Here is a 24352-nt window from a genome sequence, read left to right on the forward strand (position 1 = left end):
TCTAGATCCTTGATTGAGCATGGGCGCCGAGGCGTTTGATGATGGCATGCCAGATTGGTGCGGGCACGGCGGGCTTGACGCGCACCATGCCGTCGACATCGACACTATCGGCATCGCCGCCGCCAAGCAGCTGCGCATGTTCAATGGAACAGCCCATGCGCACAGCGCCTACAAGCTTATCCATCGCTTCGGAAAATGGACGGCGTAAGAGGCCCATACGCGGGGAGTGGCGAAGCGCCGCAATACCGCTGCCGGCACAGATGACAACGCCACCGCACCATGGCAGGTCGCGTAGAATACATGCCCGGTACAGGTGGTCGAGGACTTCGTCCGCCTGCTTGTTGTTTTTTGACAGGGCCTGGACGACGACATAGACGCGTGTCTCTGTATCCCCGAAGCGATCGAGTATCTGCTCGACAGCGATCATCGCCTCATCATCAAATGCATCATCAACAGCGAACACCATGCCATCGACTACACCGGCATCATCCGCCTCCAAGTCGACCGAACGGGGGAGCGCGGTGTCGGAAAGCTGAGCATAGGCGGCGATGGCATCCTGCAGGTCCCAAAGCAAAAACTCAAGATCGGCGCTCTCGGGAATACTGATATATGCAATGGTTTGCAGCGTTTTTGGTACATCGCCGCGTGCAGTTGTCTCCATGCCGCCTCCTTTCCGGTTGGTTTCCGTTTAGGTTACACCGTCTGGTGGCGCGCGGGCGCGCTATCCTAGTGCAACCCTTACGAAAGGAACGCCATGCGTCTACCCATGAACACCTCGCTTGCCACGCTTAAGCCCTCCGGTATCCGCCGGATCAACGCACTCGCCGCCCAGCATCCGGGGTGCATCGCGCTCGCGCTTGGCGAGCCCGATTTTCCCACGCCCGATGTGATTAGCGCCGAGGTGACCGCCGCGCTGGGCCGCGGCGACACGCACTATCCGCCCAACAACGGTCGCCCCGCCCTGCGCGAGGCGCTGTCTACCTACATGGGAGACGCGGGCCTTACGTTTTCGGCCGACGAGGTCATCCTGACCGACGGCGCGACCGAGGCCCTGTCGGCAACATTTATGGCCATGCTCAACCCCGGCGACGAGGTTATTATCCCCACGCCGGCCTTTGGTCTGTACGAGAGCATCGTCGTGGCCAACCACGCCAAAGCGGTCTTTTTGGATACGGAGCCCGCGCAATTTCAGATTGACGAGGACGCGCTTCGCGCCTGCGTGACGCCGGCGACTAAGGCCATCGTCATCTGCACGCCCAACAATCCCACGGGCTGTATCCTCGACGCGGCATCGCTCGACGCCGTGGCACACGTGGCAGAGCAAGCGGGCATCTACGTAATCTGCGACGACGTATATAACCGCCTGGTCTATGTGGATGGCTATGAGCGCTTTGCCCAGCGCCACCCGGAGCTACGCGAGCAGACGGTGGTCATCGAGAGCTTCTCCAAGCCATGGGCTATGACCGGCTGGCGCTTGGGCTGGCTCGCAGCTGCAGCCCCCGTCATCGCCGAGATCGCAAAGGCCCACCAATACTTAGTATCGAGCGCCGTCTCCTTTGAGATGGACGCCGCGGCCCGAGCCCTGACCGTCGACCCAACCCCTATGCTCAAAGTCTACCGAGCCCGCCGCGAACGCGTGCTCGCAGCCTTAGATACCATGGGCCTCGACGTAGTGGAACCAGCCGGCGCCTTCTACGCTTTCCCCAGCATCAAACAATTCGGCCTAACAAGCGAAGACTTCTGCATCAAAGCCATCAAAGAAACCAACGTAGCCCTAGTCCCCGGAGATTGCTTCGGAACCGAAGGCCACGTCCGCTTAAGCTACTGCGTCTCCGACCAAGATCTGGACGAAGGCCTCCGCCGCCTGTCCACCTTCATTTCGACTTTGTAGTCCTCAGGGATGCAACACATCAGCCCACCGACATAAGGATTGTGAGTGGGGCGCGTCGGCCAACGGCAACCCTGGCTGCCCCAAAGTCAACACAGGTCGCGCCGCCAAAGGCCAGGCGCAAGCTTTTCGTAGATTCCGCACGAGCCGAAGAGCACTAAATGTGCTCTTCGTGCGAGCCCAGGACCTGACCGAGCGAAAAGCTTGCGCCTGGCCTTTGGCGGCGCGACCGAGATGGTGGAATTGTGTGCAGCCAGGGTTGCCGTTGACCGAAGCCGGGGTCCCCGCCATAATACTTTCGGTTCACGCACGAATCCGCTGCCAGAGACAGCCGGTGCAAACGGGCATTGCCCGCGAGCTTAATGGGATATCCCGCCAGCCGAGGTGGTCGAGTAGATATGTCTTCTCGCCCCCGTCGCTCATGCAGCGCGGGGGCTTTCTTTTTTGGACATGCCCCCGTCACGTCCTTGTGGCGGACCGTGCCCGGAAAGAATTCGAGGAGGTGTAATTCATGCCCCAGCAGTACAAAATCGACAAGGTTGCAGAGATCGAGTCCCGTATCGCCGAGAATGCCGGTCTGTTCGTCGTCAACTACAACGGTCTGACGGTTAAGCAGGCTCAGGAGCTGCGTCATCAGCTTCGCGAGTGCGGCGCCGAGATGAAGGTCTACAAGAACAACCTGGTCAAGATCGCTCTCAAGAACCAGGAGCAGCCCGAGCTCGACGAGATCCTCGCCGGCCCCGTCGCTTATGTGTTCTACGAGACCGAGCCGGTCGAGGCCGCTAAGACCCTTAAGGACTTCTCCGCTAAGTCCAAGGGCGTCCTTGAGATCAAGGGCGGTATCTCCGACGGCAAGGCCGTTTCCGCTGATGATGTTAAGGCTATCGCCGAGCTGCCCACCAAGGACCAGCTTCTCGGCCAGATCGCCGGTCTCATCTCCGGTTTCGCTCGCGACATCGCTGTCTGCGTCAACGGCGTTTCCTCTGGTCTCGCTCGTTCGATCCAGCAGGTCTCCGAGCAGAAGGCAGCCTAGTCGCTGTTTTCACCCGCGGCGGCAACGCCGCACCCCTGGCGCATTCGCGCCGTGTTTTAACTGATCTCCGTGCACAGACACGGAAACCGAAAGGACTTAGAAATGGCTAAGCTTACCACCGATGAGATCATCGATGCTCTTAAGGAAATGACCCTTCTCGAGGCTTCCGAGCTCGTTAAGGCTATCGAGGACACCTTCGGCGTTTCCGCCGCTGCTCCTGCCGCTGTTGTCGCCGCTCCCGCTGCTGGCGCTGCTGAGGCCGAGGAGAAGACCGAGTTTGACGTCGTGCTCGAGGGCTTCGGCGACAACAAGATCCAGGTCATCAAGGCCGTCCGTGAGCTCACCAACCTTGGCCTGAAGGAGGCCAAGGAGGTCGTCGAGAGCGCTCCCAAGGCTGTTCTCGAGGGCGCCAAGAAGGAGGACGCCGAGGCTGCCAAGGAGAAGCTCGAGGCTGCTGGCGCTGCTGTCACCCTCAAGTAATCAGGCTTTCTCGCCAGATTTCTTTGCAGACGGGGTTCGCATTGCGAGCCCCGTCTTTTTTGTTTTGGCCCCTCATTCCCATTGCTCGGCACGCAGAACACCGCCGTCTTCGCCGTGCCAATCCCGTTACCGCTGGGGCATAAAATTGCACCATTCGAGCAATAATTTGCGTTGACCTGCTGAAGAATTGCGTTTGCCTTACGGGGACGTATGTCTCCGGCGGTAAGATACTTCGGTATCGCAATTTGGTCTGCGGCCGCCGTGCCGCACGCTTGGGGCGCTTTGCGCCTGCGAAAGGATCCTTGAATAATATGAAGGCAATCATCCCCGCCGCCGGCCTTGGCACGCGTTTTCTGCCTGGCACTAAGTGCACGCCCAAAGAGATGCTGCCGGTGCTCGACAAGCCGGTTATCCAGTACGTCGTTGAGGAGGCACTCGACCCCGAGGAGGTCGACGACGCCATCATCGTTACCTCTCCCGGTAAGCCCGAGCTGCTGAGCTACTTCCAGCCCGACCGTTCGCTCGAGAACCTGCTGCGCGAGCGCGGCAAGAACGCCTATGCCGATGCCGTCGCCCACGCTGGCGGTATGCCGGTCGATTTCCGTTATCAGTACGAGCCCAAGGGCCTCGGCCATGCCATTCGCTCGGCGGCCGATGCTGTGGCGGGGGAGAACTTCCTGGTTCTTCTGGGCGACTATGTTGTGCCCAACCATGACATTTGCGACAAGATGCTTGCCGTCTCCAAGGAGCATGGCGGCGCTTCGGTTATCGCTGTTGCCGCGTGTGCTCCCGAGGAGGTCAGCCGCTATGGCGTTATCGCCGGCGAGCGCGTGGGCTCCCTCGAGGGCGCTGAGGGCGTTGGCGATGCCGAGCCTGGCGCCGTGTGGCGTATCGGCGGCTTGGTGGAGAAGCCTGCTCCCGAGGCTGCGCCTTCTAACCTTTACATCGTCGGACGCTATCTGCTGAGCCCGCTGGTCATGGAGCTGCTTGCCGACCAGCAGGCCGGCAAGGGCGGCGAGATCCAGCTGACCGACGCCATGGCCCGTTCGCTCGACCGCGAGGCCATGTACGCCGTCGTCATCGATCCTCTGTCGGGCTACGACACCGGCACGCCTTCTGGCTGGATGGCCACCAACGCCCTTATGGCCGCAAGCGATCCTCGCTTTGCCGATGCCTTCTGGGATGCCATCGACGAGCGCGGCGGCTTGATGCGCAAGTAAACAGCGCTTACGGGTGCGGACTTCGGTCTGCACCCGTTTTTTTGCGAACTGCCGCTTAGCTCCGGAAAGTGCGACCCACAATTTGGTCGAATTCTGGGATGCGCTTTCCGGCTGAGGACCCTAGCGGAAAGCGCATCCCAGAATATCGGCTCAGGACGGGATACAGTTTCCCAAACAGGGCTCAATCGGAAACTACGACCTAGTTTGAGGCCTCAAAACGGGACGCAGTTTCCGCCCGATCAGCCTTCGCCGCCATTCCGCCATTCAGCGACGTGCATCAGCAACTCTGTTCACAGAAAATATATGAACATATGTTCGATATAAGCACATCTACCTCCGCATTTTCTGTCAAAAAACTTTGCTACTCCAAAAACTCAATCGCGTCAAGGCTTTTCTTGCCCAACGGTCGGTACCTGATAAACTATTAGGTTGCGATAACTGGCGAAGCTATGCCTCGCCAACCCACCGAGCATTTCCGTGAAGGAGGAAAAACCTGGTGACCTACGCATACACTGCCACTGAGCGCAAGCGCGTCAGCTTCGGGAAAATCCCGGAGGCCATGGAGCTCCCCAACCTTATCTCTGTTCAAAGGGAATCCTTTGAGCGTTTTAAGGACGAGGGCCTTCGTGAGGCGTTTAAGGAATCCAGCCCCATCCAGAGCCAGAACCATGTTCTCGAGGTTACCTTCGGCGAGCATCAGTTTGGCGACCCCGCGCACACCGTCGAGGAGTGCCGCGAGAAGGATATGACCTATCAGGCTCCGCTTCTGACCGACGTCCGTCTCACTAACAAGGAGACCGGCGAGATCAAGGAGCAGCTCGTCTTTATGGGCGACTTCCCCATGATGACCGATCAGGGCACCTTCATCATCAACGGTACCGAGCGTATCGTTGTCTCGCAGCTCGTCCGTTCCCCGGGCGTGTACTTCAGCTCCGAGATGGATTCGGGCAAGCAGATCTACAAGGCTCAGATCATCCCGTCCCGCGGTGCCTGGCTTGAGTTTGAGGTTGACAAGCGCGACCAGCTCATGGTCTCCATCGACCGTAAGCGCAAGCAGAGCGCCACGATGTTCCTGCGCGCCCTTGGCATCGCCGTCACCAACGACGACATCATCGAGCTGCTCGGCAATTCCGATGTGATCAAGCGCACCCTCGAGCGCGATACCGCCCTCACCCGCGAGGATGCTCTTATCGAGATCTACCGTCGTCTGCGCCCGGGCGAGCCTCCCACCGTGGACGCTTCCCGCAGCCTGCTCGAGGGCCTGCTCTTCAACCCGCAGCGCTACGACCTGGCCCGCGTCGGTCGCTACAAGGTCAACAAGAAGCTCAACCTCACTACCGAGGAAGAGGTCACGGTGCTCACCGACGAGGACATCGTCGCGACGCTGCGCTACCTCCTGTCCCTCGCTGCCGGCGAGCAGGGCTTCAAGGTTGACGACATCGACCACTTTGGCAACCGCCGTATCCGCACCGTCGGCGAGCTTGTCGCCAACCAGTTCCGTATCGGCATGAGCCGTATGGAGCGCGTCGTCCGTGAGCGCATGAGCTCCCAGGACATCGACGAGATTACCCCGCAGTCGCTCATCAACATCCGCCCGATCGTGGCCTCCATCAAGGAGTTCTTCGGTTCCTCGCAGCTCTCGCAGTTCATGGACCAGGCGAACCCTCTGACCGGTCTGACCCACAAGCGCCGTCTGTCCGCACTCGGCCCTGGCGGTCTTGCCGGCCACAAGTCGGGCTCCAGCCGCCGCACCAACGTGCCGACGGCCGTCCGCGACGTTCACAACTCGCACTACAGCCGCATGTGCCCGATCGAGACCCCCGAAGGCCCCAACATCGGCCTGATCGGCTCGCTTGCCCTCTACGCCCGCGTCAACGAGTATGGCTTCATCGAGGCCCCGTTCCGCCGCGTCGAGAACGGCGTTGCCACCGACCAGATCGACTGGATGACCGCTGACGAGGAAGAGAAGCACGTTATCGCGCCGGCCAACACGCCGCTCGATCCCAAGACCAACGAGTTCATCACGACCGATGCCGAGGGCAAGATCGTCCGTCCGCATTCCGTGATCGCCCGTACCCGCGACTTCGACGGCTCCTTCGGCGCTCCCGCCGACGTGCCTGTCGAGGACGTCGACTACATGGACGTCTCGCCGCGCCAGATGCTCTCCGTCGCAGCCACGCTGATCCCGTTCCTCGAGCACGACGACGCTAAGCGTACGCTCATGGGCGCCAACATGCAGCGTCAGGCCGTGCCGCTGGTTCACCCCGCCGCTCCCTATGTCGGTACCGGCATGGAGCGTCGCGCCGCCCTGGACTCTGGCGAGGTCACCCTGGCCAAGAACGCCGGCGAGGTCATCTTTGCCGACGCCTCCAAGATTATCGTCAAGCATGCCGGCGGCATGGACGAGTATCACCTGGCCAAGTACCAGCGCTCCAACCAGTCCACCTGCATCAACCACCGCCCGCTCGTGCGCGTCGGCGACACCGTTGAGCAGGGTGAGCCTCTGGCCGACGGTCCTTCGACCGATCACGGCGAGCTCGCACTGGGCCAGAACCTCACCGTGGCCTACATGCCGTGGGAAGGCTTCAACTACGAGGACGGTATCGTCGTGTCCGAGCGCCTGGTGGCCGAGGACCTGCTGACGACCATCAACATCACCCGTCACGAGATCGACGCCCGCGATACCAAGCTCGGCCCCGAGGAGATCACTCGCGAGATCCCGAACCTCTCCGAGGACATGCTTGCCAACCTCGACGAGGACGGCATCATCCGCATCGGCGCTGAGGTCGGCCCTGGCGACATCCTGGTCGGCAAGGTTACCCCTAAGGGCGAGAGCGCTCTGACTGCCGAGGAGCGCCTGCTGCGCGCCATCTTCGGTGCCAAGGCTCATGACGTTCGCGACACTTCCCTTAAGATGCCTCACGGCGCTTACGGCCGCGTCATCGACGTCGTCCGCTTTAGCCGCGAGAACGGCGACGACCTGGCCCCTGGCGTCAACGAGCAGGTGCGCGTCTACGTCGCCCAGCGCCGTAAGATCCAGCAGGGCGATAAGATTGCCGGCCGCCACGGCAACAAGGGTGTTATCTGTAACGTTCTGCCGGTCGAGGACATGCCCTACATGGCTGACGGTACCCCGATCGACGTTATCCTCAACCCGCTGGGCGTTCCTTCGCGTATGAACGTCGGCCAGCTGCTCGAGTGCCACCTTGGCTGGGCTGCTGCCTGCGGTTGGGATACCGAGGATGCCGATTCCGACAAGTACGTCCCCGGTCCGTTCTTTACCGCGACGCCCGTCTTCGACGGCGCCAAGGAGGACGAGATCGCCGAGGTCATCCGTCGTGCCAACAAGAATATGCTCAACAAGGCCACCGCTGCCTTTGGCGATCACATGCGCCCCGAGTTTGTCACCCAGCTTGACGAGCGCGGAAAGACCCGCCTGTTTGACGGCCGTACCGGCGAGGAGTTCCGCGAGCCCATTACCGTGGGTACGTCCTACATCCTCAAGCTCGGTCACATGGTCGACGACAAGATCCACGCCCGTTCGACTGGCCCTTACAGCTTGGTTACCCAGCAGCCGCTGGGCGGCAAGGCCCAGTTCGGCGGCCAGCGCTTCGGCGAGATGGAAGTTTGGGCACTGTACGCATACGGTGCTTCCAACGTCCTGCAGGAGATCCTGACCGTCAAGTCCGACGATACCGTGGGCCGCGTCAAGACCTACGAGTCCATCGTCAAGGGCGAGAACGTCCCGGTTCCGGGTATCCCCGAGTCCTTCAAGGTTCTCGTCAAGGAGATCCGTTCCCTCGCACTGGACATCGAGCCCATGCGCGATGCCGACGAGGACGCCTCCGCCCCCGTGACCGCCGAGGAGACCTCTGCCCTCGATGACCTGGCTGCGCTCGCCGGCGTTGACGCCGACGTCGAGGCCCAGGATGCCGAGACCGCCGAGGCACCCGAGGCTGTCGCCGCCACGACCACTGATAAGGAGTAGTTGACTGTGGCAGATTTCGAAGCTACTGAATTTGACTCGGTAAAGATCTCCCTTGCCTCCGCCGACCAGATCCGTTCCTGGTCGCACGGTGAGGTCAAGAAGCCGGAGACCATCAATTACCGTACCCTCAAGCCCGAGAAGGACGGCCTGTTCTGCGAGAAGATCTTCGGTCCCGCCAAGGACTGGGAGTGCTCCTGCGGCAAGTACAAGGGCATCCGCTTTAAGGGCATCGTCTGCGAGCGCTGCGGCGTCGAGGTCACCTCGGCCAAGGTGCGTCGCGACCGCATGGGCCATATCGAGCTCGCCGCTCCCGTGTCCCACATCTGGTACTTCAAGAGCCCCACGAGCTTCCCGATGAGCCGTATGCTCGACATCAAGTCCAAGGACCTCGAGAAGGTTCTGTACTTTGCCAGCTACATCATCACCGAGGTCGACTACGAGGCTCGCGAGGCCGACGCTGACGACCTGCGCGAGGAGCTCGCCGCCGATCTGGAAGAGATCGATGCCGAGTGCGCCCGCCAGATCGAGTCCCTCAAGGAGCAGGGCAACCCCGAGAACTTTGACGAGTTCTCCGACGAGGAGCCGCTGACCCCCGAGGAGATCGCCTCCGGCATCGTCGACATCGAGGAAGAGTGCAAGGACGAGAAGCAGCTCCGTACGGACGCCTTCAACGCCTTCATGAAGCTCACCGAGCGCGACCTCATCTCCGATGAGCCGCTGTTCCGCGAGATGACCCGTTACTACTCCATGTACTTCAAGGGTGGCATGGGTGCCGAGGCCGTCCGCGACCTGCTCGCTGCCATCGACCTCCCCTCCGAGGCCGAGAAGCTCAAGGCCATCATCGCCGACGAGGACTCTCAGAAGCAGAAGCGCGAGAAGGCCGTCAAGCGCCTCGAGGTCGTTGACGCCTTCCTGAAGGGCGGCAACAGCCCCGCGAACATGATTCTGGATGTCATCCCGGTCATTCCGCCCGATCTGCGCCCGATGGTCCAGCTCGACGGCGGCCGCTTTGCCGCGTCCGACCTCAACGACCTGTATCGTCGCGTGATCAACCGTAACAACCGACTCAAGCGCCTGCTCGACCTGGACGCCCCTGCGATCATCGTGAACAACGAGAAGCGCATGCTCCAGGAGTCCGTGGACGCCCTGTTCGACAACGGCCGCCGTGGGCGCCCGGTCTCTGGCCGTGGTGGTCGCCCGCTCAAGTCGCTCGCCGAGGCCCTCAAGGGCAAGCAGGGTCGTTTCCGCCAGAACCTGCTGGGCAAGCGTGTCGACTACTCTGGCCGTTCGGTAATCGTTACCGACCCCAAGCTGCTGCTGCACCAGTGCGGTCTGCCCAAGACCATGGCGCTGGAGCTCTTCAAGCCCTTCGTCATGAAGCGCCTGGTCGAGCTTGGCAAGGTCGAGAACATCAAGGGCGCCAAGCGCGCTATCGACCGCGGTGCCACCTTTGTGTGGGACATCCTCGAAGAGGTCATCGACGGTCGTGTCGTGCTGCTCAACCGTGCACCGACCCTGCACCGTCTGTCCATCCAGGCCTTTGAGCCGGTGCTGGTCGAGGGCAAGGCTATCCACCTGCACCCGCTGGTCTGCGCGCCCTTCAACGCCGACTTCGACGGCGACCAGATGTCTGTCCACGTGCCGCTGTCCAGCCAGGCTCAGGCCGAGGCCCGCGTGCTCATGCTCTCTGCGAACAACCTGCGCTCGCCGGCATCCGGCAAGCCGGTCAACATCCCCTCGCAGGACATGATCATTGGTGTGTACTACCTGACCCAGGTCCGCGACGGTCTGCCGGGCGAGAACCACGTGTTCTCGAGCTTCGACGACGCGCTGCACGCCTATGACTGCCGCTCCGAGGTCGACATGCAGGCCAAGATTCAGGTCCGTGTGTCCGCCGAGAACGCCAACGTCATCAACGAGGACGGCACCCGTATCTTCCGCGTCAAGAACGGCAAGAACGAGTTCGTCGACTACGATGTCACCGGTAACAAGACCGCACGCTTCGAGACGTCTATCGGCCGCATCATCTTCAACCGCCAGTGCCTGCCCGAAGACTACGAGTTCATGAACTACAAGATGGTCAAGGGCGATGTGGCTAAGCTGGTTGCCGACTGCTGCGATCGTTACCCCGAGGCCAAGGTCGGCCCGATCCTCGACTCTATCAAGTACTCCGGCTTCCACTACGCTACCCGCGCCGGCCTCACCATCTCGGTGTGGGACGCTCTCATCCCTGCCGAGAAGCAGGAGCTGCTCGACCGCGCCCAGGCCAACGTCGACCAGATCAACGAGTACTTCGAGGAGGGCTTCATCAACGAGACGGAGCGCCACATCGAAGTCGTTAACGAGTGGACCGCTTGTACCGATAAGGTCGCAGCGCTCATGCTCGACATGTTCGACGAGGAGAACCCGCTGTACATGATGGCCGACTCCGGCGCCCGTGGTTCTAAGACCCAGCTGCGTCAGCTCGGCGGCATGCGTGGCCTGATGGCAGATATGTCCGGCGAGACGATCGACCTTCCCATTAAGGCGAACTTCCGCGAGGGCCTGCTGCCGCTCGAGTACTTCATTTCGACCTACGGCGCCCGTAAGGGCCTGGTCGATACCGCATCCCACACCTCGGACTCCGGCTACCTGACCCGTCGTCTGGTCGACGTGGCCCAGGACGTCATCGTCCGCGAGGAGGACTGCGGTACGCACGAGGGCGTCACCTACAACCTCATCATCCCCGGCACCACCGACCTCAACACCGATCTTGTCGGCCGTTGCTTCATTGAGGACGTCGTGGCTCCCGATGGCACCGTGCTCTTTGAGCAGGACGGCTATATCGAGAAGGTCGCCGACATCCAGAAGATGGTCGATGCGGGCCTTAAGAAGGTTAAGCTTCGCGCGCTGCTCACCTGCCGCTCCAAGTACGGCGTGTGCCAGAAGTGCTACGGCTGGGATCTTTCCACCCGTCGTCCGGTCGCCATCGGTACCGCAGTCGGCATTATTGCCGCCCAGTCCATCGGCGAGCCCGGTACGCAGCTTACGATGCGTACCATTCACTCCGGCGGCGTCGCTGGCGTCGACGATATTACGCAGGGTCTGCCTACGGTCAGCCGTATGTTCGATATCGTCGGCAACGTCAACGAGAAGATCCTGGGTCGCGAGGCCGAGCTGGCTCCGTACTCCGGCCACCTCTCGATTAAGCCCGAGAAGTCCGAGTACGTGCTGACGCTCACCGACTCCGAGGATCACACCCGTGTCCTCGACGAGCGTCGCGTCCCCGCTTCGGTGCGCTTTATGCCCGAGATCGAGGACGGCTGCGAGGTTCGCGCCGGCGACCAGATCACCAAGGGCTTCGTCAACTTCCGCAACCTGCGCAAGCTGACCGACATCGAGTCGACGATGCACACCTTCGTCGAGAGCGTCAAGGACGTCTACACCAGCCAGGGCGTCGACCTGAACGACAAGCACATCGAGGTGCTCGCACGTCAGATGCTGCGTCGCGTTCAGATTACCAACCCCGGCGACTCCAAGTACCTGCTTGGTCAGTACGTCGACCGCTACGAGTTCGCCGACGAGGTCGAGCGCGTTGCCCGTCTGGGCGGTCAGGCTCCCGTGGCTGAGCCCGTCATCTTGGGTACGCTCAAGGTTGCGTCCAACATCGACTCCTGGCTGTCGAGCGCTTCGTTCATCCGTACCGCCGGCGTCCTTACCGAGGCTGCTATTGAGGGCAAGGTCGACCACCTGCTCGACCTTAAGTCCAACGTCATCGTCGGTAAGAAGATCCCGGCTGGTACCGGCCTCAAGCCGTACGCTAACGCCAAGCTGACGTATCGCACGGCCGACGGCTACGTGGACATCGATGGTCCGGCTTCGCCCAACGCCAAGTCGCTGCCCGAGTGGGCTCCCGTGGAGCTCAAGGACCTGGACGAGCGGCTCCCACAGCAGCTCGACTGGGCCGGCTACGACGAGTTTGGCGGTGCCGACGGTTCGTTCACCCGCAACGGCCACACCATCTCCGCCGAGAAGGCTCGCCTGTACCTGTTCGACGACCTTGGCGTGTCGCAGCGCTGGACCAACAAGTTCAGCGAGGTCGGCATCGAGACGGTCGGCGACCTGGTTGGCAAGTCCGAGGAGGATCTGCTGCGCATCGATGGCATCGGTGCCAAGGCGATCGAGGAGCTCCGTGACGGCCTCGAGGCCCACGACCTGCTCTACATCCTCGAGAACAACGACGACGTTGCCGACGAGGAAGACCTTTCGCAGCTGCTGCAGATGGTCTTTAGCCCCGACGGTCCGGACGACATCCTGCTGGGCACCTCCGCTCCGACGCATCACGCCGATGCCGACGAGGAGCTCCTGGGCGCCCCGATCGACGACAAGAAGGCTTCCGCCAACGGTGCCATCAACGAGGACATGGCTTCCCTCGACGAGCTGCTCAACCAGCTCGTGGACACCGACGATGCCGAAGAGGCCAAGGACAACGACGGGGAGTAATTTCCCAGTACGTTAACCGCCCTTCCAAAGACCCGCTTCCCAACAGGGGAGCGGGTCTTTTTTGTTGAGGAACGTTGCCCTGACGAGCACGTAGGATTCCCGGGACGGGCGGCCCCCGGGGTTAAGTTTGTCGCGAGTTCCGCACGAGCCGGAGGCCACTTAATGTGGCCTCCGTGCGAGCCAGGACTGTAGAGCAGCAAACTTAACCCCAGGGCCGCCCGTCCCGGAAATCCGCCCTCGCGCACAGGAGGGGATTCCTTTTGTGTAGGCTTTGCGGAAATGTGGCTATTTTAGGATACGCCCGGCAGCGTGGTCTGTTGACGACACAGCTAACGGCACGTATCCTATCGAACTGCGTGTTTCGTAGGGGGATGCTGACCCCTCGATTCAAGCCGTTGCACTTTACAGAAAGCTGGAATCATTCGAGAAGGAGTACGCTTTGCCTACTATTAACCAGCTGGTTCGCCAGGGCCGTCGTTCCGCGCCCAAGAAGTCCAAGAACGCTGCTCTACAGCACAACTCCCAGAAGCGCGGCGTGTGCACCCGCGTCTTCACCACGAGCCCCAAAAAGCCGAACTCGGCTCTTCGTAAGGTTGCCCGTGTTCGCCTCGTCAACGGCATCGAAGTTACTGCTTACATTCCGGGTGAGGGCCACAACCTGCAGGAGCACTCCATCGTGCTCGTCCGCGGCGGTCGTGTTCGTGACCTCCCTGGTGTCCGTTATCACGTCATCCGTGGCGCCTACGATGCTGCTCCGGTCCAGAACCGTATGCAGGCCCGTTCCAAGTACGGTGCTAAGCGCCCCAAGGCCAAATAAGCCAGATAACGTTTTGATACTTTCGCCGTGTGCCGCCTAAGCGCCGCACGGTAGACACTTAAGGAGATTTCACATGCCGCGTCGTGCAGCAGCTAATCGTCGTGAGGTTCAGCCTGACGCCGTTTACAACAACCGCCTGGTGACTCAGCTCATCAACAAGGTCCTTCTTGACGGCAAGAAGGCCACCGCTGAGCGCATCGTTTACACCGCTTTCGAGATCGTTGCCGAGAAGTCCGAGGGTGGCGACGCTCTCGCTACCTTCAAGAAGGCTATGGACAACGTCAAGCCCACGCTCGAGGTTAAGCCCAAGCGTGTCGGTGGCGCTACCTATCAGGTCCCGATGGAGGTCAACTCCCGTCGTTCCACCGCTCTGGGCATCCGCTGGATCGTCAACTTCTCCCGCGCTCGCAAGGAGAAGACCATGGCTGAGCGTCTCGCAAACGAGATTCTTGACGCTTCCAACGGCCTGGGCGCTTCCGTCAAGAAGCGTGAGGACGTCTTCAAGATGGCCGAGGCCAACCGCGCGTTCTCTCACTATCGTTGGTAAGTTAAGGTAAGGAACTAATATGGCTAAGGCTAAGCACAAGCTTTCCGATACCCGTAACATCGGCATCATGGCCCACATCGATGCCGGTAAGACCACCACGACCGAGCGTATTCTTTACTACACCGGTAAGACCCACAAGATCGGTGAGGTCCATGAGGGCGCTGCCACCATGGACTGGATGGTTCAGGAGCAGGAGCGCGGCGTAACCATTACCTCCGCTGCTACCACGTGCTTCTGGAACAAGGACGGTAAGGACTACCGCATCCAGATCATCGACACCCCGGGCCACGTTGACTTCACCGCCGAGGTCGAGCGCTGCCTGCGCGTCCTCGATGGCGCTGTCGCCGTCTTCGACGCCGTTGCCGGCGTCCAGCCCCAGTCTGAGACCGTTTGGCGTCAGGCTTCTACCTTCAACGTTCCCCGCATCGCCTTCATCAACAAGTATGACCGCGTGGGCGCTGACTTCTTCAACGCTATCGAGACCATGAAGGATCGTCTCGACGCCAACGCCGTGGCCGCTCAGGTCCCGATGGGCGCCGAGGACAACTTCTGGGGCGTCATCGACCTGGTCACCATGACTGCATGGGACTTCAAGGCCGACGAGAAGGGCATGACCTACCCCGAGCCGATGGATGAGATCCCGGCTGAGTTCGCCGACATCGCTGCCACCAAGCGCGAGGAGCTCCTCGACGCCGCTGCCAGCTTTGACGACGAGCTCATGGAGAAGATCCTCATGGAGGAGGACTTCACCGTCGAGGAGCTCAAGGCTGCTCTGCGCAAGGGCGTTCTGGCCAACGAGCTCAACCTCGTCTTTGTGGGCTCCGCCTACAAGAACAAGGGCGTTCAGGAGCTGCTCGACGCTGTCGTCGACTACCTGCCCAGCCCCCTCGACGTTGAGGCCGTCACCGGTACCGATCCGGAAACCGGCGAGGAGATCGTGCGTCATCCCTCCTTCGACGAGCCCTTCTCCGGCCTGGTCTTCAAGATCATGACCGACCCGTTCGTCGGTAAGCTCACCTACGTCCGCGTTTATTCCGGTCGCGCCGAGTCCGGCTCCTACGTGGTCAACGCCTCCAACGGTCAGCGCGAGCGCCTCGGCCGCATCCTCGAGATGAACGCCGCCGAGCGTATCGACCGTGACGACGCTTGCGCCGGTGACATCGTCGCCTGCGTCGGCTTCAAGAACTCCACCACCGGTGACACCCTGTGCGCCGAGGGCAAGGAGATCGTCCTCGAGAAGATCGAGTTCGCTAAGCCCGTTATCGACGTTGCCATCGAGCCCAAGACCAAGGCCGAGCAGGACAAGATGTCCCTGGCTCTGACCAAGCTCGCCGAGGAGGACCCGACCTTCACGGTGTCCACCAACCACGAGACCGGCCAGACCATCATCGCCGGCATGGGCGAGCTGCACCTCGAGATCATCGTTGACCGTCTGCTCCGTGAGTTCAAGGTTGACGCTAACGTCGGTAAGCCCCAGGTTGCCTACCGCGAGACCGCTGGTCACGACGTCGAGAGGGCTGAGGGCAAGTTCGTCCGTCAGTCCGGCGGTCGCGGTCAGTACGGCCACGCCGTCATCAAGCTCGAGAAGATGGAGGAGGGCTTCGGCTACGAGTTCGTCAACGCTATCGTCGGCGGCGTCGTGCCCAAGGAGTACATCCCGTCCATCGACAAGGGCATCCAGGAGGCCCTGAACACCGGTGTTATCGCCGGCTTCCCGGTCCTCGACGTTAAGGTCACCCTGTTCGACGGTTCTTACCACGAGGTCGACTCCTCCGAGGCCGCCTTCAAGATCGCCGGTTCCATGGCTATCAAGGACGCCCTCAAGAAGTCCGATCCGCAGCTGCTCGAGCCGATCATGGCTGTCGAGGTCGAGACCCCCGAGCAGTACATGGGCGACGTTATGGGCAACCTCTCCGGTCGCCGCGGCAAGATCGAGGGCATGGAGGATCGCAAGAACACCAAGCTCATCCGTGCCAAGGTGCCGCTGGGCGAGATGTTCGGTTACGCTACCGACCTTCGCTCCCAGACCCAGGGCCGTGCATCCTACACGATGCAGTTCGACTCTTATGAGCCTGCGCCCAAGTCCATCGTGGACGAGGTCATGAGCAAGAACGCCTAAGTTCGAGCTCCCTGTTACGTAATCCGCGAGAACATCTCTCGCACTCTTTGGAGGTTTAAGTTGGCTACCCAGAAGATCCGCATTCGCCTCAAGGGCTATGATCACGAGGTCGTCGATCAGTCCGCGAAGCTCATTGTCGAGACCGCTCAGAAGACCGGCGCTCGCGTTTCCGGTCCTGTCCCCCTGCCCACCGAGCGCAACCTGTACACGGTTATCCGCTCGCCGCACAAGGACAAGGACTCCCGTGAGCAGTTCGAGATGCGCACCCACAAGCGCCTCATCGACATCCTCGACCCCACCTCGGGCACCGTTGATTCGCTTATGCGTCTCGACCTCCCCGCTGGCGTCGACATCGACATCAAGCTCTAAGCTTTTTGCTCGATAGTGCGATTTGTAAGGCCGCAGCCCTAAGGGTTGCGGCCTTTTTTGTATCGATGGGGTAAAGGGTCTACACTACTGAGCTATTCGACAAACGAGTGTATGAGTAAAACTGTTGGGGGCAGATATAGATGGTCGAGTGGATCGTTCGTCGTGCGCAGGGCGACCGTGCGCGCGTGGGCACGTTGGCGGGCGTGGTGTGCATTCTCGCCAATGTGGCACTATGCGCTGCGAAGGGTGCAATTGGCGTGCTGTCGGGATCGGTTTCGATTGTGGCGGACGCCATGAACAACCTGTCTGACGCCAGCTCAAACATCGTGAGCGTGCTTGGCTTTAAGCTGGCGGGCAAGCCGGCAGACCCCGAGCACCCTTACGGCCATGGCCGCTACGAGTATCTCTCGGGTCTGGTCGTGGCGGCGCTCGTGCTGCTCATCGGCCTCGAACTGGTGAAGTCCTCGTTTGAGCGTATCGTCCACCCCGAACCCGTCGAGTTCTCGCTTGCCCTGGTGGCAGTCTTGGCGCTTTCGATGGTTGTTAAACTGTGGATGGCGGCCCTCAACCAAAAGCTCGGTGACCGTATTGAGTCTGAGACGCTGCATGCGACCGCGCAGGATTCCAAGAACGATGTCCTTGCTACAGGCGCCGTGTTAGCGTGCGCAATTGTTTCGCAGGTGACGCATATCAATCTTGATGCTTGGGTCGGCCTTGCCGTTGGCGCCTATATTGGCTGGAGCGGTTTTGAGCTCATCCAGGATACGGTGAGCCCGCTTTTGGGTCAGGCGCCCGATCCCAAGCTGGTCGAACATATTCGCGGCAAGATCATGAGCTACCCTGGCGTTTTGGGCGTTCATGACCTAATGGTTCACGACTACGGCCCGGGCAGGAAGTTCGCAAGCGCTCACGCCGAGATGGCGGCCGAGGCTAGCCCGCTGGAAAGTCACGACACGCTCGATAACATTGAACAGGCATTTAGGGACGAAGACGACATGATTGTCACGCTTCACTACGATCCCATCGTGACCGATGACCCCAAGGTGGCGAGCATGCGCTTGCGCATTCACGCCATGGCCCAACAGATCGATAGCCGCCTTTCGATTCATGACCTGCGCTGCGTGCCGGGTCCTACGCACACCAACGTGATCTTTGACTGCGTGCGTCCCTCGGATTTGGGCATGGGGTCCGATGAGCTCAAGCACGCGTTGGCCCAGAGGGTCGAATCGGAATATCCCAAGTCGATTGCCAAGATTACGATCGACGATGACTACGTAGGGCATACCCACGAGTAGGTCTGCGCCGGCAAAGCACGTTATACAGAAGGGGAGAATATGAAGAGGCTGTATCTGCTCCGCCACGGCCAGACGGAATTCAACGTCAAAAAGCTCGTCCAGGGTCGCTGTGATTCACCGCTTACCGATTTGGGCCGTCAACAGGCCCAAGCGGCAGCCGAATGGCTCAAAGCCCACGGCGTCGTCCCCGACAAAGTGGTCTCATCGCCTTTAGGCCGAGCCATGGACACGGCAAGTCTCGTCGCATGCGAGATCCTCGGTCCGGATGCTACTGTCGAGCCCTGCGAAGGAATCATCGAGCGCGGCTATGGGACCTTCGAGGAAGGCCCGCACGACGCATTGCCTACCGACGTTTGGGATCCGGGCGAGGATTTGGTCCCCTTTGGAGGAGAAGGAAGCCGCGCGCTGCAAGAACGCATGGTAGACACCCTCACCAATCTCATGGGCGCCGAGGGCATCGAAACCCTCCTAGCAGTAAGCCACGGCAGCGCCAGCCGCCAATTCATCAAGGCTGCAGCTCCAGAGGGCTTCGAGCTCCCAGCAAAACTCCCCAACTGCGCCATTATGATCTTCGATTTCGACGATGCGCGAGAAGAGGACGATACGCCCCAATGCAAGTTCACCTTGCAGCAAATTGTGGATCCCCAACAAAGTCATTAGCTGAGCGAGCAGAGTTAAGCAGACATCAACGTGTCGTTCCCAGTGTGCGGCGGAGGGGGCGGGCCTGAGACATATTAAGGTTGTCGCGAGTTCCGCACGAACAGGAGAGCACTTAATGTGCTCTCCGTCGTGAGCAGGACTGTAGAGCAGCAACCTTAATATGTCTCAGGCCCGCCCCCTCCGCCGCACACTGGGAACGTGCCACGCACTTTACCTGCGTAAACAATGTGAGTGAAATATGAATCTCGATGGATACGCCCGCAGCCGTGTATACTAAACAGCTGTGTGAAACCAGGGGAGTATTCTGGCTGGACAAAATGCCTGCTTAATAGGGTTGTCAGGTAGTTCGGACGCAATACAAGGCTGGGGAGCACGTTGTGTAAGTAGTGGTCCTCTAGGGGCGTACGCTCGGTGGTGTACGCATTGTCCCAAGACCACGCGAGAGTTGGGATCATATCTTGATCAGCATGATTCTCGGCCGCAAGATTGGCATGACCCAGGTTTGGGACGAGAACGACAACGTCGTTCCCGTCACGGTCATCCAGGCTGGCCCCTGCGCTGTCTCGCAGGTTAAAACTCAGGCAACCGACGGCTATGACGCCGTCCAGATCGGTTTCGGCGACATCAAGGCCAAGAACGTGAACAAGCCCATGGCTGGTCACTTCGCCAAGGCCGGCGTCGAGCCTGTCCGCTTCCTTCGTGAGGTCCGCGTCGAGAACGGCGAGGAGCACAAGGTCGGCGAGGTCGTCACCGTCGCTGATTTCGCTGATGTCGAGAAGGTCGACGTCATCGGTACCTCCAAGGGTAAGGGCTTCCAGGGTCGCATCAAGCGCTGGGGTCAGCGCCGCGGTCCTATGACGCATGGTTCTCACTTCCAGCGTCACCCCGGTTCTATCGGTCAGTGCGCCTATCCTGCGCGCGTCCTCAAGGGCGTCAAGATGGCCGGCCACATGGGTAACGAGCGCGTTACCGTCAAGAACCTTTCCGTTGTCCGCATCGATGCCGAGCAGAACCTCATCTTGGTCAAGGGCGCTGTCCCGGGTGCCAAGAATGGTCTCGTCGCCATCCGTATGGCCTAAGGGCCCAGCCCATTTAGCCCAGCGTCATACCAAGGAGAACACTTAAATGGCAAAGTTTGAAGTAAAGAACAGCGAGGGCAAGAAGGTCGCCGAGGCCGAGCTCGCCGCTGAGGTGTACGGCATCGAGCCGAACATCCACGTTATGCACCACATCGTCAAGTGCCAGATGGCCTCTTGGCGTCAGGGCACCCAGTCCGCTAAGGGCCGCTCTGAGGTTTCCGGTGGCGGTAAGAAGCCTTGGCGTCAGAAGGGCACCGGTCGTGCCCGCCAGGGTTCCATCCGTGCTGCCCAGTGGCGTCACGGTGGCGTTGTCTTCGCCCCCAAGCCCCGTTCCTACGCTAAGCGCATGAACAACAAGGAGGTCAAGCTGGCTATGCGCTCTGCGCTGTCCGCCAAGCTGGCCGATGGCGAGCTCGTGCTCGTCGACGACTACGGCTTCGAGAAGCCTTCCACCAAGGCTGCCGTTGCCATGCTCAAGGCTCTTGGCCTTGAGGGCAAGCGTCTGACCATCATCGTTCGCGATGAGGACGTCAACGCCTACCTGTCGTTCCGCAACATTCCCAAGACGTTCATCATCACTGCCGACGAGGCCAACACCTATGATCTCGTCAACAACAACGCTGTGCTGATGCCCGCCGACATCGCCGCTCACTTCGGGGAGGTGCTTGCATAAATGACCGCCCACGAGATCATCATCCGTCCGATCGTGTCCGAGCGTTCCTTCTCCGGCATGGAGCAGAACAAGTACACGTTCGAGGTCGCCAAGGATGCTAACAAGTATCAGATCAAGGACGCTGTCGAGGAGATCTTCGGCGTCAAGGTCGTTCGCGTGAACACCCTGACGGTCAAGCCCAAGACCAAGCGCGTGCGCTATGTCGCCGGCAAGACCCGTTCTTGGAAGAAGGCCATCGTTACGCTGGCCGAGGGCGACACCATCGAGGTCTTTGGCAACCAGGCCTAAGACTCGCTGCTGTTGAGTGAGCTCATGCCTCCCAAATAGGGGAGGCGAGAGCTCAAGGTTTTGGGCGTATAAAATGGACACGCCCGGAACCGTGTATACGTCCGGTGTCATCGCACCCGAGGCAGAACCTCGAATCCCTGTCTGCGATGGCTAACGGATACCTATTGAAAGGGATTGTAATGGCTGTAAAGCACCTTAAGCCGACCTCCGCTGGTAGGCGTTGGCAGACGATCTCCGACTTCTCCGAGATCACCTGCACCAAGCCCGAGAAGTCTCTTCTCGAGCCCCTGCCCAAGAAGGCCGGTCGTAACAACAACGGCCGCATCACCACCCGCCACCAGGGCGGCGGCGTGAAGCGTCGTTACCGCGTGATCGACTTCAAGCGCAACAAGGACGGCGTGCCCGCCAAGGTTGCCACGATCGAGTACGATCCGAACCGTTCCGCTCGCATCGCTCTGCTGCACTATGCTGACGGTGAGAAGCGCTACATCCTGGCCCCCAAGGGCCTCGAGGTCGGTCAGACCGTCATGTCCGGTTCTGACGCCGACATCAAGCCGGGCAACGCTCTGCCCCTCGCCGACATCCCTGTCGGTACGCTCATCCACGCCGTCGAGTTCCAGCCGGGCAAGGGCGCCGCTATCGCCCGTTCCGCCGGTAACTCCTGCCAGCTGATGGGTAAGGAGGGCAAGTACGCCATCGTCCGTATGCCTTCCTCCGAGATGCGCCGCATCCTCGTTACCTGCCGCGCCACCGTCGGTGAGGTCGGCAACGCCGATCACGCCAACATCGTCATCGGCAAGGCCGGCCGTAAGCGTCACATGAACGTGCGCCCGACCGTCCGCGGTACCGTTATGAACCCTGTCGACCACCCGCACGGCGGTGGCGAGGGCAAGAACCACACCTCTGGTCGTCCCTCTGTTACCCCCTGGGGTAAGCCGACGAAGGGCCTTCGTACGCGCAAGAAGAAGAAGGTCTCGAACCAGCACATCATTCGTCGCCGTAAGAAGTAATTTCGGATACCGAGTTTTAGGAGAAAGCACTTATGAGCAGAAGTCTCAAAAAGGGCCCGTTCGTGGAGACTCGCCTTCTCTCGCGTATCACCGCGATGAACGAGGCTGGCAAGAAGGACGTCGTGAAGACCTGGTCCCGCGCGTCCACCATCTTCCCCGAGATGGTTGGTCACACCATCGCCGTCCACGACGGCCGCAAGCATGTGCCCGTGTATGTTACCGAGTCCATGGTTGGTCACAAGCTCGGCGAGTTCGCGCCGACTCGTACGTTCCGTGGCCACAAGGCCAAATAGGGGGTTAACCGTAAATGGCAACTAAGTCTATTGAAACTGAGGCCACCGAGGTTCGCGCCGTCGCTAAGTACGTGCGTGTTTCCCCCAGCAAGGCCCGCCTGGTGGTCGATCTGATCCGCCGCAAGCCTGTCGCTCAGGCCTTCGACATCCTCCACTTCTGCGACCGCGCCGTCGCCGTGGATGTCGAGAAGGTTCTCCGTTCCGCCGTTGCGAACGCCGAGAACAACAACGGTCTGCGTGCCGACAACCTGGTTGTCGCTGCTGCCTATGTTGACGAGGGTCCGACGCTTAAGCGCATCCGTCCCCGCGCCAAGGGTTCCGCTTCCCGCATTCTGAAGCGTACTTCCCACATCACCGTCGTCGTTGCTCCTCGAAAGGAGGCGTAAAGCTGTATGGGTCAGAAAGTCTACCCCACCGGCTTCCGTCTTGGCATCACCGAGAACTGGCGCTCCCGCTGGTTCGCAGAGAAGGATTACGCTAAGACCCTCGGTAACGATCTCGAGATCCGCAAGTACCTCGAGAAGCGTCTCTCCCGCGCAGCTGTCTCCCGCGTCGAGATCGAGCGCGCTGGCGACAAGGTGAAGGTCATCATCTTCACCGCTCGCCCCGGCGTTGTCATCGGTAAGAAGGGTGCCGAGATCGATACCCTCCGCACCGAGCTCGAGAAGGTCGCTGGCGTCTCCAAGGGCCAGCTCTCCGTCGACGTTGTCGAGATCAAGCGCCCCGAGCTCGACGCCAACCTCGTTGCTCAGTCCATCGCTGAGCAGCTCGAGGGCCGCGTTGCCTTCCGTCGCGCTATGCGCAAGGCTGTCCAGTCCGCCCGCAAGGCCGGCGCTAAGGGCATCCGTATCCAGTGCTCCGGTCGTCTCGGCGGTGCCGAGATGGGCCGTCGTGAGTGGTACCGTGAGGGTCGCGTGCCTCTGCACACCCTCCGTGCCAAGATCGACTACGGCACGGCTGTCGCCAGCACCACCATGGGTGCCTGCGGCGTGAAGGTCTGGATCTACCTGGGCGAGAAGCTCCCGGGCCAGCCTGTTCCCAACCCTGCACTCGAGGGCTCTTCCCGTCCTCGTCGTCGTAACTCCGAGAGGAGGGGTCAGTAGTGCTTGCCCCTAAGCGTATTCTTCACCGCAAGGTGCAGCGTGGCTCCATGAAGGGCCAGGCCAAGGGTAATACCGAGCTGCATTTCGGCGATTTTGGTATCCAGGCTCTCGAGGCCCATTGGATCACCAACCGTCAGATCGAGGCCGCTCGTATTGCCATGACCCGCTACATGAAGCGTGGCGGTCGTGTCTACATCACGATCTTCCCCGATAAGCCCATCACTAAGAAGCCTGCCGAGACTCGCATGGGTTCTGGTAAGGGTAACCCCGAGGAGTGGGTGGCCGTCGTCAAGCCCGGCCGCATCATGTTCGAGGTCAAGGGCGTGCCCGAGGAGGTCGCTCGCGAGGCTCTGCGTCTGGCGCAGCACAAGCTCCCCATCAAGACCAAGATCGTCGCTAAGCCTGCCGCTACAGAGACGGCCGAGGAGGAGAACTAATGAAGCCCGCAGAGATTCGTGAGCTCTCGGACGCCCAGCTCGTTGAGAAGCTGAAGGAAATGCGCGCCGAGCTCTTTAACCTTCGTTTCCAGATGGCCACCAGCCAGCTGGACAACACCGCTCGCGTCAACACCGTGAAGAAGGACATCGCTCGCGTCCTCACGGAGCAGCGCGCCCGCGAGATCGCAGCGGAGAAGTCCGCTGTCGCCGAGTAGGACCTAAGGAGAGAATATGACTGATTCGCGTAACTCGCGTAAGGTCCGTACGGGTGTCGTTACCTCCGTCTCCGGTGCCAAGACCATCGTTGTCACCATCACCGAGCGCAAGCGTCACCCCAAGTACGGCAAGATGATGACCAGCTCCAAGAAGCTGCACGCTCACGACGAGGAGTGCACGGCTGGCGTGGGCGATACCGTCCGCGTTATGGAGACCCGTCCTATGTCCAAGATGAAGCGTTGGCGCCTCATCGAGGTCGTCGAGCGCGCTAAATAAGCAGTCGCTCTTACGACTTGTACGTTTCCGAAGATGTGCGTATGCCTGGCTTGCATACCATGGGCCGCATAAAGGCTGC

At 60.8% G+C, this 24352-nt stretch carries 23 protein-coding genes; 22 read left to right on the top strand and 1 reads right to left on the bottom strand.

Translation table 11 applies throughout. The features are described 5' to 3' along the window. Nucleotide 1: 1 nt before the first annotated feature. Nucleotides 2–661, bottom strand: a complete 660-nt coding sequence (locus ACTQ48_RS00610; protein ID WP_441537905.1) for a hypothetical protein — start codon at nt 659–661, stop codon at nt 2–4. A gap of 93 nt (nt 662–754) precedes the next feature. On the opposite strand from ACTQ48_RS00610, the gene ACTQ48_RS00615 reads away from it, so the two are divergent. The 22 genes from ACTQ48_RS00615 (at nt 755) to rpsQ (ending at nt 24273) form a co-directional block, all read left to right on the top strand. Further along, complete coding sequence (locus tag ACTQ48_RS00615) at nt 755–1891, top strand: pyridoxal phosphate-dependent aminotransferase (RefSeq protein ID WP_441569871.1); 1137 nt, start codon at nt 755–757, stop codon at nt 1889–1891. 508 nt (nt 1892–2399) lie between these two features. Further along, nucleotides 2400–2921: a 50S ribosomal protein L10 gene (gene rplJ / locus ACTQ48_RS00620; protein WP_117646079.1), complete on the top strand. Its 522-nt coding sequence runs from the start codon at nt 2400–2402 to the stop codon at nt 2919–2921. A 102-nt stretch (nt 2922–3023) separates the two neighbouring features. Beyond that, a complete protein-coding gene (gene rplL, locus ACTQ48_RS00625) occupies nt 3024–3401 on the top strand; it encodes a 50S ribosomal protein L7/L12 (protein WP_154514707.1) in 378 nt (125 codons plus the stop codon). Nucleotides 3402–3712: 311 nt separating this feature from the next. Further along, entirely contained in the window at nt 3713–4621 is a 909-nt protein-coding gene (locus tag ACTQ48_RS00630) for a UTP--glucose-1-phosphate uridylyltransferase (protein ID WP_368136490.1), read from the top strand. A gap of 559 nt (nt 4622–5180) precedes the next feature. Then, on the top strand, nt 5181–8609 hold the full coding sequence (gene rpoB, locus ACTQ48_RS00635; protein ID WP_229770619.1) for a DNA-directed RNA polymerase subunit beta: 3429 nt from the start codon (nt 5181–5183) through the stop codon (nt 8607–8609). Between the two features lie 6 nt (nt 8610–8615). Continuing rightward, nucleotides 8616–13091 carry a DNA-directed RNA polymerase subunit beta' gene (locus ACTQ48_RS00640; RefSeq protein ID WP_370450532.1) on the top strand — a complete coding sequence of 1492 codons (4476 nt, stop codon included), beginning with the start codon at nt 8616–8618 and terminating at the stop codon, nt 13089–13091. A gap of 439 nt (nt 13092–13530) precedes the next feature. Beyond that, nucleotides 13531–13908 carry a 30S ribosomal protein S12 gene (gene rpsL / locus ACTQ48_RS00645; protein WP_154514699.1) on the top strand — a complete coding sequence of 126 codons (378 nt, stop codon included), beginning with the start codon at nt 13531–13533 and terminating at the stop codon, nt 13906–13908. A gap of 73 nt (nt 13909–13981) precedes the next feature. Then, nucleotides 13982–14455: a 30S ribosomal protein S7 gene (rpsG, locus tag ACTQ48_RS00650; protein WP_006235013.1), complete on the top strand. Its 474-nt coding sequence runs from the start codon at nt 13982–13984 to the stop codon at nt 14453–14455. Between the two features lie 19 nt (nt 14456–14474). Further along, nucleotides 14475–16574 (top strand): elongation factor G, encoded by a 2100-nt coding sequence (gene fusA / locus ACTQ48_RS00655; RefSeq protein WP_154514697.1) that lies wholly within the window; start codon nt 14475–14477, stop codon nt 16572–16574. A gap of 60 nt (nt 16575–16634) precedes the next feature. Further along, on the top strand, nt 16635–16943 hold the full coding sequence (rpsJ, locus tag ACTQ48_RS00660; RefSeq protein WP_427717612.1) for a 30S ribosomal protein S10: 309 nt from the start codon (nt 16635–16637) through the stop codon (nt 16941–16943). Between the two features lie 140 nt (nt 16944–17083). Further along, nucleotides 17084–18238, top strand: coding sequence for a cation diffusion facilitator family transporter (locus ACTQ48_RS00665; RefSeq protein ID WP_441042034.1), 1155 nt, complete (start codon nt 17084–17086; stop codon nt 18236–18238). Between the two features lie 39 nt (nt 18239–18277). Further along, nucleotides 18278–18898 (top strand): histidine phosphatase family protein, encoded by a 621-nt coding sequence (locus ACTQ48_RS00670; RefSeq protein WP_427727116.1) that lies wholly within the window; start codon nt 18278–18280, stop codon nt 18896–18898. Between the two features lie 458 nt (nt 18899–19356). Further along, nucleotides 19357–19977, top strand: coding sequence for a 50S ribosomal protein L3 (gene rplC, locus ACTQ48_RS00675; RefSeq protein WP_089572481.1), 621 nt, complete (start codon nt 19357–19359; stop codon nt 19975–19977). Between the two features lie 46 nt (nt 19978–20023). After that, entirely contained in the window at nt 20024–20650 is a 627-nt protein-coding gene (gene rplD / locus ACTQ48_RS00680; protein ID WP_006235032.1) for a 50S ribosomal protein L4, read from the top strand. Continuing rightward, a complete protein-coding gene (gene rplW / locus ACTQ48_RS00685; RefSeq protein ID WP_006235033.1) occupies nt 20651–20938 on the top strand; it encodes a 50S ribosomal protein L23 in 288 nt (95 codons plus the stop codon). A 179-nt stretch (nt 20939–21117) separates the two neighbouring features. Continuing rightward, the gene (gene rplB, locus ACTQ48_RS00690; RefSeq protein WP_117583062.1) at nt 21118–21948 is read left to right on the top strand and encodes a 50S ribosomal protein L2; all 831 of its coding nucleotides are present in this window, start codon (nt 21118–21120) and stop codon (nt 21946–21948) included. Nucleotides 21949–21980: 32 nt separating this feature from the next. Continuing rightward, the gene (gene rpsS / locus ACTQ48_RS00695) at nt 21981–22241 is read left to right on the top strand and encodes a 30S ribosomal protein S19 (RefSeq protein ID WP_006235035.1); all 261 of its coding nucleotides are present in this window, start codon (nt 21981–21983) and stop codon (nt 22239–22241) included. Between the two features lie 14 nt (nt 22242–22255). Next, nucleotides 22256–22627, top strand: coding sequence for a 50S ribosomal protein L22 (gene rplV, locus ACTQ48_RS00700; RefSeq protein WP_006235036.1), 372 nt, complete (start codon nt 22256–22258; stop codon nt 22625–22627). A gap of 6 nt (nt 22628–22633) precedes the next feature. Beyond that, nucleotides 22634–23344, top strand: a complete 711-nt coding sequence (gene rpsC / locus ACTQ48_RS00705) for a 30S ribosomal protein S3 (RefSeq protein WP_154514689.1) — start codon at nt 22634–22636, stop codon at nt 23342–23344. After that, entirely contained in the window at nt 23344–23781 is a 438-nt protein-coding gene (rplP, locus tag ACTQ48_RS00710) for a 50S ribosomal protein L16 (protein WP_441569872.1), read from the top strand. Before rpsC ends, rplP begins: the two co-directional genes overlap by 1 nt. Beyond that, a complete protein-coding gene (rpmC, locus tag ACTQ48_RS00715) occupies nt 23781–23996 on the top strand; it encodes a 50S ribosomal protein L29 (protein ID WP_006235039.1) in 216 nt (71 codons plus the stop codon). The genes rplP and rpmC overlap by 1 nt, the downstream gene beginning before the upstream one ends. A gap of 16 nt (nt 23997–24012) precedes the next feature. Then, complete coding sequence (gene rpsQ, locus ACTQ48_RS00720; RefSeq protein ID WP_006235040.1) at nt 24013–24273, top strand: 30S ribosomal protein S17; 261 nt, start codon at nt 24013–24015, stop codon at nt 24271–24273. Nucleotides 24274–24352 lie beyond the last annotated feature (79 nt).

This window comes from Collinsella sp. Sow4_E3, assembly GCF_052116285.1.
Classification (GTDB): Bacteria; Actinomycetota; Coriobacteriia; order Coriobacteriales; family Coriobacteriaceae; genus Collinsella.